This window comes from Natronospira bacteriovora, from assembly GCF_030848495.1.
Lineage (GTDB): Bacteria > Pseudomonadota > Gammaproteobacteria > Natronospirales > Natronospiraceae > Natronospira > Natronospira bacteriovora.
Window position 1 is genome coordinate 292,965 of sequence record NZ_JAVDDT010000001.1, and the last position, 11,197, is coordinate 304,161.

An 11,197-nucleotide genomic window follows, 5' to 3' on the forward strand; every position below is an offset into this window, starting at 1 on the left:
CCCCCGATCAGGCATCGCCTGCATGTGCGCCAACCGGCCGGCTTCGGGCCAGTCGATTTTCAACCAGTGAATAGGCGCTGGGAATCACCACCAGCGTCAGCAGGGTGGATGCCATCATCCCGAAGATGATGGACACCCCCAGAGCCGTATTGCCCTGCGCCCCCGGACCGGTATCCAGGGCAGCCGGCACCATGGCCAGAATCAGCGTCAGCGAGGTCATCAGAACCGGTCGCAGACGAATGGGGCAGGCCTCCTTGAGCGCATCATCGACGGACAGACCCCGTTTGTCACGATACTGGTTGGTCAGGTCGATCAGCAGAATGGAGTTCTTGGTCACCACCCCGATGAGCAGGACCATGCCGATCATGGAGAAGATATTAAGGCTCTGCCCGGTAATGAACAGGCCCACAAAGGCACCCGTAATGGCCAGCGGCATGGCCAGCATCACGATCACCGGCTGAATGAAGGAATTGAACTGACTCCCCAGCACCATGTAAACGAGAATGATGGCCACGGCAAAGACAAACAGGATGGCCGTGATGGTGCGCTGGAATTCACGCGCCTGCCCGGTGATGGCAATGCTGTAGCCCAGGGGCAGGAATTCTTCACCGAGACGCTCTACCCGATCAACGGCATCACCCAGGGGCACCTCCGGATCCACGAAGAAGGCGGCACTGTACTCCAGGTTGAAACGGCTGATCACCGCCGGACCGATGTCTTCTTCAAGGCTGGCCACCTCATCCAGGCGAACCAGTTCGCCGTTGGCGGCCCGAAGCTGAACACGCTCGATATCCTCGATGACACGGAACTGGTCTTCACGCCCCTTGAGCCGGATGTCATAGCGTTCACCGCCCCCGAAATCATCATCGTAACGGGCAACGTCAATGCCGCCGACCAGCACGTTCACGCTTCGCGCCACGTCAAAGGTTGACAGCCCCACCAGACGCGCCGCATCCCGGTCCACGTTGAGGCGAAGCTCCGGCTGATCCAGGCGCAGGTCCAGGTCCACCCGGCCCATGCCGGGCTCGTCGTTCAAGCGAACCTCGAACTCCCGGGCGAGACGAGCCACTTCATCCACGTCCGGCCCCTGCAGGAAGAACTGCAGCGGTTCACCCCGCTGCCCGCCGATCAGACTGGGCGGGGCGGCAAAGGCCCGCACCCCACTGAGTGCCTGGAAACGCTCGGACACCCGGGCCATGACCTCCTGCTGAGTGGCCTCACGATCGGCATAGTCTTTCAGGCGCACGAAGAGGATGCCCTGATTGACCTGCCCACCGCCCTGGCCCAGGCCAATGGCAGCAAAGAAGCGATCCACCTCGGGCTGCTCGGCAATGATGGCTTCGATTTCCTGCAGCTTGCGGTCGCTGTACTCGATGCTTGAACCCAGCGGCACCCGATAGCTGACCACGAACTGACCTTCGTCTTCGTCGGGGGCAAACTCGCCACCCAGGGATCCGGCCAGGTAAAAGGAAGGCAGCACCAGGGCGAGGGCAATCAGCAGCACACTGACCCGATGCCGCAGGGCCAGCGCCAGACTGGCCCGGTAGAAACCGTCCATCCGCCTGAAGGCGTTCTCAAGCACCCAGTACGTCTTGCCGTGGGCCCTGGGCACGTGCAGAAAACGGGCACAGAGCATGGGAATCAGCGTCAGTGCCACGAAGGTGGAGGCAATGATGCCGAACACCACCACCACGGCGAAGGACTCGAAGAATCGCCCGATGATGCCCTCCATGAAGATCACCGGACCAAAAATCGACACCAGGGACAGTGACGAGGCAATGATGGCAAAAAAGACCTGATTGGAACCCTCGACGGCGGCCACGACAGGATCGTCGGTTCCGGTTTCCCGGTGTCGATAGACGTTCTCCAGCACCACGATGGCATCGTCCACCACCACCCCGATCAGGAGCAGGATGGCGAGCATGGTCATGGAGTTGAGGGTGTAACCGAAGAAATAGATCACCGCCACCACGGCCAGCAGGGACACCGGAATGGAGGCCGCGATGATCAGGGTGGAGCGGATACTCTTGAGAAAGACCCACATCACCAGTGCCGCCAGGATGATGGCGATGATGAGGGTACGCTCCAGGTTGTCGATCAGGTTGTTGATGAAGATGGACTGGTCGGAGGAAACGGTCAGGCGCATCCCCGGGGGCAACTGGGGCCGGATTTCCTCATCCACCCGCTTGCGCACTTCATTGACGATCTCCACCGTATTGGTACCGGCGATCTTGACCACGCCGATACCGATGGTGGGTTCCTTGTTGAAGCGTGCCAGGCGCCGGTAATCCTCCAGGCCATCAATGATCTCGGCCACATCGTTCAGGCGCACCAGGTGCCCTTCCCGACTGGCGATGATCATTTGACCAAGCGCGTCAGGGTCATCGAACTCCATGTCGAGCTTGATCAGATGCTCACGCTGGTCACCCACCAGAAAACCACCCGGCAGCTGGAAATGTTCCGCCTGGAAGGCGTTGACCACGTCCTGGACCGTCAGGCGTTCGGCGGCCAGCGCCACTACATCCAGCTCCACCCGAATGTTGCGCTCGCGGCCACCGCCGATGATTACATCCCCCACACCCGAGATGGTTTCCAGACGCCGCCGGATGTTGTTATCGGCGTAATCCGAAAGCTGCTGCAGTGTGCGGTCACCCTGCAACGACAGCCACATCACTGGCGAGGCATCGGCCTCCACCTTCTGGATGATGGGGTCCTCGGCATCGGCAGGCAGACGGTTCACCACTTCCCGGACCTTGGCCTGCACCTCGTTGAAGGCCACGTCAATATCCGCATCCAGGTTGAAGACGATGGTGACAACCGACGTGCCGGGGGAGGACGTGGACTGGAGATCATCGATGCCGGGCACGGTATTCACCGCCCGCTCGATTTCCCGGGTCACGCTGGCATCGATAATGTCGGGATCGGCCCCCGGCATCACCGTCACCACTGAAATGATGGGAAAGTCGATGTCCGGCAGGCGGTCGGTGCCGATATCGTTGTAGCCAATGAGACCAAAGAGCACCAGCACGGCGCTCATCATGAAGGCCATCACATGGCGCTTGACGGAAAACTCGGGCAAGGTCATGTCAGTCTTCCTCCCGAATCCGTACGCGGGCTCCGTCCGACAGGAAGGCGGCGCCTTCGCTCACCACTTTTTCATCACCACTGAGTCCGGAAAGTATCTCCACCCATTCCGCGGCGCGCACACCGATTTCCACCACCTGCTCCCGCACTTCATTCTCCTCGACCACATACACCACCCGGCCTGCCGGACGCTGTACCAGACTGATGGCCGGCACACGCATGGCCTCTTCGCGCACGTCGAGGATCACGCGGGCTTCCACCGTCATGCCCGGACGCCAGTTGCCCGGATTGTCGAATTCCACGAAGACCTGCAAGGACCGTGAACCGGGATGCACGGCCGGGCGCAGCCGGGTGATCTGTCCGCGCACTTCACCCTCGCGCCCCCCGCGGGGCAGAAGGCGAACAGTCATTCCCGTCTCCAGGCGATCTCCCACCCGCTCCGGGAAGGAGATGACGGCTCTAAAGCGATCCATGGGCTGGAGACGGAAGGCCGGGTTGCCCGCGGCAATGAAGCCCCCTTCGGAGATCATGCGCTCATCCACCAGCCCGCCCACGGGGGCCACGATGTCCGTCAGGCGCAGATCCCGCTCGGCCCGGCGAAGCTGGTTGCGGGCGCTTTCCAGCTGCTGACGGGTGGCATCGAGTTCGGCGGCAACCGCGTCCATGTCCTGTTCGGTGGCGTACTCCCGTTCGGAGAGTCGCTGCAGGCGCTGAAGGTCCAGCTCCAGCTGGCGCTGACGCGCTTCAAGGCGGCCGACTTCGGCGGCGGCCACGGCGCGGCCGATCTCGAAGGGCTCGCGATCGATGCGGGCCAGCACATCACCTTCACTGACCTCGTCACCCACATCCTTTTCGATCAGACGAACCCGCCCGGAAACTTCCGCCGCAACGACCGGCTGGGTAAAGGTTTCAACCGTGCCCACGGAGCGCTCCAGCTCTTCCACCGTCGCCCGCTCCACGGCCACCACCTGCACCGGCGTTCCGTCACTGAGTTCTTCAGCGGCCTCTTCTTCCGCGTCCTCGCCTGCACAGGCTGTCAGCAGAACGGCCAGCACCAGAACAAGGGGAAAGAGGTAGCGCCCGTTTTCCATACGCTGAAGATTATTCATTGCTGATCCTTTTGACTCGCTGGGGAAAGGGGAACACCGGCGGCTGTCGGGCCGGAACCCGGGGCACACAGACAGCCACGGCTCAAGAGCTCCGCCATTCGGTGGCTGAACACATCCGGATCGCGGAGTACTTCCAGGCCGGTAATCAGGGGCAGGACAACCTTGCCCTCATGAAAGCGCACACCGCTATCCATCAGCATCCATGCCAGTAAAGCGGTATCCACCTCGCTGGACAGCTCACCGGTACGCACCCGCTCCTCCAGGTGGGCCTGCAGCCGCTGAAAGGGGCGGCTGAAGATATCCGACATCAGCGCCGCGGCGTCCGGACCGGCCTGAAGCAGCTCCCGTCGCACCAGGCGCAGAAGCTCGTCCCCCTCTTCCAACTGGGCAATCTGCTGGCGAATGAAACCGCGCATGCAATCCACCAGCGTGCCATCCCGCCAGGACTGATCCTCCACCAACCAGATGGCCCGCTCTGCCACCTGCCAGAGTACGGCCTGATAGAGCGCGTCCTTGCTGGGAAAATGATGAAAGATGGTGGCCTTGCCCACACCCGCCTCACGGGCAATCTGGGCGATGGAAATACCATCCACGCCATGGTCCGCGAACAGGCGACTGGCCACCTCCAGGATGCGCTGGGCGCCCTGGGGCCGTTTCGATTGTTCAAGCTGCTGTGCCAACGCTTCTCACTCCACGCTTCCGACCGACCGACCGATCGGTCGGGATGGCGACGCAGTATACTCGGCCCTCGCGCAATGTCCAGCCCTGCTTCGGCGCTGTACAATGACGGACGGCAGAGCTCTTTCGAACCAGGACACAGACAACGGGGAAGTGTTACATGGCCGAAAAGAAAGGCGGAAGCCGGGACTTCGAGAAATCCCTGGCCGAACTGGAACAGATCGTCGACCGCCTCGAGGGCGGCGAACTCAGCCTGGAGGAATCCCTCAAGGCCTTCGAATCCGGCGTGGCCCTCACCCGCCAGTGCCGGGATGCCCTGGAAAAGGCCGAACAGAAGGTCAGCAAGCTGATCGGGGACGACGAACAGGGCGGCCTGGCCCCCTTCGATGCCGACGGCAATGGCGCAAACGGCTGAGGCCGCCACCGGCATGGACGCATTGCGCGAGCGGATTGAGCAACGCCTGGCCGACAGCCTGCCCCGTGATGGCGAGCCCCGGCTGGTGGAGGCCATGCGCTATGCCCTGACCGGCGGCGGCAAGCGCCTGCGCCCCCTGCTGGTCTACCACGCCGGCCAGCTGGCGGGGGCCCCGCTGGAACGCCTGGACCACGCCGCCGTGGCGGTGGAAATGATCCACGCCTACTCCCTGGTGCATGATGACCTGCCCGCCATGGACGACGACGAACTGCGTCGCGGCCACCCCACCTGCCATATCGCCTTCGATGAAGCCACCGCCATCCTGGCCGGCGATGCCCTGCAGACCCTGGCCTTCCAGCACCTGGCCGCCATGCCCCACCCGTCGCCGGCACGCCTGCTGCAGATGATCCGCACCCTGGGCACCGCCGCCGGCGCGGCCGGCATGGCCGGTGGCCAGGCCATGGACCTGGCCCTGACCGGACAGGACTGCGACCTCAATACACTGGAACGGCTGCATCGCCTGAAGACCGGCGCCCTGATCGAAGCCGCCCTGCAACTGGGCCTGCTCAGCGCCGAATCCCCACCCGACACCGTGGGCGCTGCCCTGGACACCGTCGGCCAGAACCTCGGCCTCGCCTTCCAGATCCAGGACGACGTCCTCGACGTCACCAGCGACACCCACACCCTCGGCAAGGCCCAGGGCGCCGACGCCGCCCGCAACCAGCCCACCTTCGCCTCCCTCATGGGCATCGACGCCGCCACCAAACGCTACCAGTCACAATACGACGAAGCACTGGAGCAGCTGGCGGAATTTGGCAAATCAGCTGACGGACTGAGGAAGCTAATCCTGCAGATTCGGGATCGTAAAAACTGATCACTGCCAAATTTGAACCGGCCCGGAAAGCGGCACACCGGTGATCGGTACCTTGATACAGGCGCCCGACAGGCGGATAATTTGCCCTCATTCCTCAGATTGCCGGACCGATGCCCCAGAACGCGCCCCAATTTCCGCTGCTTTCCCGAATTGACTGCCCCGCCGACCTGCGCGGGCTCGCGCGTGCCGAGCTGCCTCAGGTGGCGCGGGAGCTGCGGGAGTTCATGATCCAGACTCTGAGCGAGAGCGGGGGCCACTTTGCCGCCGGGCTGGGGACGGTGGAGCTGACCCTGGCACTCCACTATGTCTATCAGACGCCGGTTGACCGCATCGTCTGGGATGTGGGGCACCAGGCCTACCCCCACAAGATCCTGACCGGACGGCGGGAGCAACTGGCCACCATCCGCAAGGCCGGTGGTCTGGCGCCCTTCCCCAAGCGGGAGGAAAGCGAGTACGACACCTTCGGGGTGGGGCATTCCAGCACTTCGGTGAGCGCGGCCCTGGGCATGGCCCTAGCCAATCGCCGCCTGGGCGGTGACCGCCGGGTGGCGGCCGTGATCGGCGACGGGGCCATGACCGCGGGCATGGCCTTCGAGGCCCTCAATCACGCCGGCTCCACCAAGGCCGACATGCTGGTCATTCTCAATGACAATGACATGTCCATCTCGGAAAACGTGGGCGCCCTCTCCAATTACTTCTCGCGGGTGCTGTCCAGCCGCCTCTACGGGGGCTTCCGCGAGGGCAGCAAGAAGGCCCTGGAAATGGTGCCGCCGCTGCGGGAACTGGTGCGCAAGTCCGAGGAGCATTTCAAGGGCATGGTGGCGCCGGCCACCCTGTTCGAGGAGCTGGGCCTGAACTACGTGGGCCCGGTGGACGGGCACGACGTGGACACCCTGGTGGAAACCCTGGCCAATCTGCGCGAGCGCCCCGGCCCGCAGTTCCTGCACATTGTTACCCGCAAGGGCAAGGGCTATGGCCCGGCGGAGCTGGATCCCATCACCTGGCACGGCCCGGGCAAGTTCGACCCGGCGGCCGGCAAGCTGGCCCCCAAGAAGCCGGCGGGCCCCAGCTACTCCCAGGTGTTCGGCCAGTGGGCCTGCGACCTGGCCGCGCAGGACGAGCGCCTGGTCTGCATCACCCCGGCCATGCGCGAGGGCTCCGGACTGGTGGAGTTCCACAAGCGCTTCCCGGACCGCTATTACGATGTGGGCATCGCCGAACAGCACTCGGTGACCGTGGCCGCGGGCCTGGCCTGCGAGGGCATCAAGCCGGTGGTGGCGATCTACTCCACCTTCCTGCAGCGGGCCTACGACCAGGCCATCCACGATGTGGCCGTGCAGAATCTGCCCGTGCTGTTTGCCATCGACCGCGCCGGCCCGGTGGGCGGTGACGGGGCCACTCACGCCGGCAGCTTCGACATCAGCTTCCTGCGTTGCCTGCCCAATATGGCGGTACTGGCTCCGTCCGACGAAAACGAATGCCGCCAGATGCTCTACACCTCCTATCAGCACGAGGGCCCCGCCGCCGTGCGTTACCCGCGGGGCCAAGGGCCCGGCGTGAACATCGAACAGGAAATGCAGGCCCTGCCCTGGGGCAAGGCGCGGGAGGTTCGCCAGCGCAAGGCCCAGGGGGGCAAGAAGGGAATCGCCATTCTGTCCTTCGGGGCGCTGCTGGATCGGGCCCGGGAAGCCGCCGAAGAACTGGATGCGGCCCTGTGGGACATGCGATTTGTGAAACCCCTCGACCTGGACACGGTCGAAGCGGTTGCTGCCCGGCATGAAGGCATTGTCACCATTGAGGACAATACCGTGCTGGGCGGTGCGGGTAGTGGGGTACTGGAAGCCCTGTCGGAGATGAACATCACGATCCCGACCCTGGTCATTGGTCTGCCGGACCAATACCTGGGACACGGTTCGAGGGACGATGTCCTGGAGGAAGCCGGACTGACCAGCGAGGCCATCAAGGCGAGGATCGAGCGCTGGTGGAACGAGCAGGACAAGACAGGCAGTGGCAAGCGCCTGGTGTCATGAGGGCGCGGCCCTGCGGCCGTGATCGGGAACAACGAGACAATCCGATTCGAGGACGAACAGCATGAGCAGCAAGCAGACCGGACAGGCATCCGTGACCACCATTGACGACGTTCAGGGCAGCGCGGATACGCGCCGCATTCCCATCAACAAGGTGGGCATCAAGGACATCCGTCATCCCGTGCGGGTGCGTGATCGCTCGGGCGGCGAGCAGCACACCATTGCCAACTTCAACATGTATGTGGATCTGCCCCACAACTTCAAGGGTACCCACATGTCACGCTTCGTGCAGATCCTGGAGAATCAGGAACGGGAAATCTCCGTCGCCTCCTTCAAGGACATGCTGGGCGGCATGACAGAACTGCTGGAAGCGGACTCCGGGCACATCGAGATGCGCTTCCCCTATTTCGTCAACAAGAAGGCGCCGGTGTCCGGGGTCGAGAGCCTGATGGATTACGAAGTCACCTTCATCGGTGAGCGCATCAACGGCAAGAACCAGATGACGGTGGAAGTGGTGGTTCCGGTCACCAGCCTGTGCCCCTGCTCCAAGAAGATCTCGGACTATGGTGCCCACAATCAGCGCTCGCATGTCACCGTGCGCGCCCGCACTCGAGACTTTGTCTGGATCGAGGAGCTGATTGACCTGGTGGAAGCCGAGGCCTCCTGTGAGCTGTACGGTCTGCTCAAGCGGCCGGATGAGAAGTATGTCACCGAGCGCGCCTACGATAACCCCAAGTTCGTGGAAGACATCGTGCGGGACATTGCCGTGGCCCTGAACCGGGACGAGCGGATTGCGGCCTATACCGTGGCTTCCGAGAACTTCGAATCCATTCACAATCATTCGGCCTATGCCCTGATTGAGAAGGACAAGGAAGCCGAGGAAGGTTGATCCTTGCTGGATCCTGTCTTGGCAGGGTCGAAGCCGATTACGATTACGATTACGATTACGCGGATTATGGGCCGGTGGCTTCCTGGAAGTTGCCGGCCTTTTTCATTGCCGGGGACAGCTCATGTTGAAGATATCCAATTCAGTGGAGATTCCCGATGAGGAAATCGAGCTGACGGCGATCCGTTCCCGGGGTGCCGGCGGGCAGAACGTGAACAAGGTGGCCACGGCCATTCAGCTGCGATTCGATATTGCGGCGTCTTCCCTGCCGGATTTCTACAAGGAACGTCTGCTGGCCCTGAGTGACCACCGCATCACCAAGAGCGGACTTGTGGTGATCAAGGCTGACGAGACCCGCAGCCAGGAAGACAACCGCGCCGCCGCCCTCGCCCGCCTCCAGCAATTGATCCGGAGCGTGGCCGTCACGCGAAAGAAACGCGTCCCAACCCGCCCGAGCAAGCGTGCCAAGGCCAAGCGAGTGGATCAGAAGACCCAGCGGGGGAAGAACAAGCGTCTGCGGAAGCCGCCTTCGATGGAGTGAGTGAATTGGGTAGTGAAACAGGAGCTGGGTGAAAGGCTTTTTTAGCCACAGATGAACACAGATGGACACAGATGGACACAGATTGTTTTGGGGGGCGGGGGCGGTAGGCGGGCTGGATCAGGGAAGATTGAAAAGCCGATTACGATTACGATTACGATTACGAGCGGCAGTTTGGTGGTGGTGGCGGGATGGGGCAATCGAAGGCAGCGCACGCAATCCTTCGTGGCCAGGCTTTTCGCGGCTCAGCTGCTGAGGCGGGTGAGAATCATGCGCAGGAACTGGCGCATGAAACGAAGCTGACATGCGGTTGAACAGCGTTCGATGGCCGTGGCCGTGAGTCGCAGGGCCTGCACCTCTTCGTCCGCGAAAATGCTGCTGTCGCGCTGCTGCCCTTCCAGGTATCCCGCTTCACCGAAACAGCTGCCTTCCCGGAGCTTGCCCACCACCGTCTGGCCGCGCTGGATATTGACCCGGCCACTGACCAGAATGAAAAAGCTCTCATCCAGATCCCCTTCACGAACCAGTGCCTCACCTTCCCGGTAGGTCTCCCAGGAACCGGCGTTGAGCAATTCCCAGATGTCCGGGTAGGCGAAATCCCGGAAGAAATCCAGGTGCCGTAGCTGGCTGAATCGCTCCTGCTCCACCGTCTGCTGGCGCAGCCGGGCGGCCTGCTGAAAGGCCTGGGACAGGTCGGCGGCGAAATCCAGTGCGGAGCGGTATCGGCGGGCGGGCTGCTTTTCCAGTGCCCGGTTGACGATGCGCTCCAGCTCCGGGGGGACATCATCCCGCAGACGGTGAACCGGCACCGGCGAGGCGTACATGACCTGCTGCTTGAGCCGCTCCAGGCTGTCGCCATAAAAGGGGCGCTTGCCGGTGAGCAGTTCGTAAAGCACCACGCCCAGGGCATAGAGATCGGTTTCCCTGGTGGCAATGTGCTTGCCCAGCTGCTCGGGGGCCATGTAGCTGGGTGAGCCGATCAGGCCCCGCACCTTGTCCAGACCACCGATGGCCGTTCGCGCCACGCCGAAGTCCACCAGGCGCACATCGCCGCTCTCGGTGAGAAGGATATTGCCGGGCTTGATGTCACGATGAATGACCCCCTGACGATGGGCATAGGCCAGGGCCCGGGCGCACTTGAAGGCCACTTCCACGCACTTGTTCACCGGCAACAGGTGTTCGGCCTCGGTGTAGTCACTCAGGGGCCGGGCACCCGGAATGAACTCCATGACGATGTAGCGGGCATCGTCCAGCTCGCCGGCATCGAGAATGGGGAGAATATTGGGGTGATCGAGCATGCCCGCCATCTGCGCTTCATTGAAGAACAGGCGCCGGCGGACTTCCGCTTCCTCGGGGCTCAGATCCTGATCGGAATGGTAAAGCTTCACCGCCACATCGCGGCCGCGATAGGCGTCATGGCAAAGGTAGACCGTGCTGGTACTGCCACGACCCAGCTCACGCGCCACCACATACTTGCCAATGCGGCGCGGCTCGGGCCGGTTCAGAACCACCACCGGTTTTGACTTGCCTCCTGAATCCATCGTCAGCGGACCTCTTCCCCCCAAAGCCCAGGACGGGGCCGGCCA

The 11,197-nt window shown here is 62.9% G+C and carries 9 protein-coding genes; 5 read left to right on the forward strand and 4 right to left on the reverse strand.

The features are described from left to right. Positions 1–7: 7 nt before the first annotated feature. Genes RBH19_RS01440 through RBH19_RS01450 form a run of 3 tightly spaced genes read right to left on the reverse strand, consistent with a single transcriptional unit; the run spans position 8 to position 4,873 of the window. On the reverse strand, positions 8–3,085 hold the full coding sequence (locus RBH19_RS01440) for an efflux RND transporter permease subunit (RefSeq protein ID WP_306727018.1): 3,078 nt from the start codon (positions 3,083–3,085) through the stop codon (positions 8–10). A 1-nt stretch (position 3,086) separates the two neighbouring features. Then, positions 3,087–4,193 carry an efflux RND transporter periplasmic adaptor subunit gene (locus tag RBH19_RS01445; RefSeq protein WP_306727019.1) on the reverse strand — a complete coding sequence of 369 codons (1,107 nt, stop codon included), beginning with the start codon at positions 4,191–4,193 and terminating at the stop codon, positions 3,087–3,089. Then, entirely contained in the window at positions 4,190–4,873 is a 684-nt protein-coding gene (locus RBH19_RS01450; RefSeq protein ID WP_306727020.1) for a TetR/AcrR family transcriptional regulator, read from the reverse strand. Before RBH19_RS01450 ends, RBH19_RS01445 begins: the two co-directional genes overlap by 4 nt. 158 nt (positions 4,874–5,031) lie before the next feature. Here RBH19_RS01450 and RBH19_RS01455 point away from each other — a divergent pair, with 158 nt between their 5' ends. From RBH19_RS01455 to arfB, 5 genes are all read left to right on the forward strand, one after another. Beyond that, positions 5,032–5,286: an exodeoxyribonuclease VII small subunit gene (locus tag RBH19_RS01455; protein ID WP_306727021.1), complete on the forward strand. Its 255-nt coding sequence runs from the start codon at positions 5,032–5,034 to the stop codon at positions 5,284–5,286. Beyond that, positions 5,270–6,160, forward strand: coding sequence for a polyprenyl synthetase family protein (locus tag RBH19_RS01460; protein WP_306727022.1), 891 nt, complete (start codon positions 5,270–5,272; stop codon positions 6,158–6,160). The genes RBH19_RS01455 and RBH19_RS01460 overlap by 17 nt, the downstream gene beginning before the upstream one ends. Before the next feature lie 110 nt (positions 6,161–6,270). Beyond that, positions 6,271–8,190: a 1-deoxy-D-xylulose-5-phosphate synthase gene (dxs, locus tag RBH19_RS01465; RefSeq protein ID WP_306727023.1), complete on the forward strand. Its 1,920-nt coding sequence runs from the start codon at positions 6,271–6,273 to the stop codon at positions 8,188–8,190. 61 nt (positions 8,191–8,251) lie between these two features. Continuing rightward, a complete protein-coding gene (folE2, locus tag RBH19_RS01470; protein WP_306727024.1) occupies positions 8,252–9,076 on the forward strand; it encodes a GTP cyclohydrolase FolE2 in 825 nt (274 codons plus the stop codon). Between the two features lie 121 nt (positions 9,077–9,197). Further along, positions 9,198–9,614 carry an alternative ribosome rescue aminoacyl-tRNA hydrolase ArfB gene (gene arfB / locus RBH19_RS01475; RefSeq protein ID WP_306727025.1) on the forward strand — a complete coding sequence of 139 codons (417 nt, stop codon included), beginning with the start codon at positions 9,198–9,200 and terminating at the stop codon, positions 9,612–9,614. Between the two features lie 242 nt (positions 9,615–9,856). Here arfB and RBH19_RS01480 read toward each other — a convergent pair whose 3' ends face one another. After that, positions 9,857–11,152, reverse strand: coding sequence for a serine/threonine-protein kinase (locus tag RBH19_RS01480; RefSeq protein ID WP_306727026.1), 1,296 nt, complete (start codon positions 11,150–11,152; stop codon positions 9,857–9,859). Positions 11,153–11,197 lie beyond the last annotated feature (45 nt).

Excerpts from the sequence above, each read along its gene's own strand:
- RBH19_RS01440 (WP_306727018.1), bottom strand. The coding sequence starts at position 3,085 with ATGACCTTGCCCGAGTTTTCCGTCAAGCGCCATGTGATGGCCTTCATG.
- dxs (WP_306727023.1), top strand. The coding sequence starts at position 6,271 with ATGCCCCAGAACGCGCCCCAATTTCCGCTGCTTTCCCGAATTGACTGC.
- RBH19_RS01445 (WP_306727019.1), bottom strand. The coding sequence starts at position 4,193 with ATGAATAATCTTCAGCGTATGGAAAACGGGCGCTACCTCTTTCCCCTT.
- RBH19_RS01480 (WP_306727026.1), bottom strand. The coding sequence starts at position 11,152 with ATGGATTCAGGAGGCAAGTCAAAACCGGTGGTGGTTCTGAACCGGCCC.
- RBH19_RS01455 (WP_306727021.1), top strand. The coding sequence starts at position 5,032 with ATGGCCGAAAAGAAAGGCGGAAGCCGGGACTTCGAGAAATCCCTGGCC.
- folE2 (WP_306727024.1), top strand. The coding sequence starts at position 8,252 with ATGAGCAGCAAGCAGACCGGACAGGCATCCGTGACCACCATTGACGAC.
- arfB (WP_306727025.1), top strand. The coding sequence starts at position 9,198 with ATGTTGAAGATATCCAATTCAGTGGAGATTCCCGATGAGGAAATCGAG.
- RBH19_RS01460 (WP_306727022.1), top strand. The coding sequence starts at position 5,270 with ATGGCGCAAACGGCTGAGGCCGCCACCGGCATGGACGCATTGCGCGAG.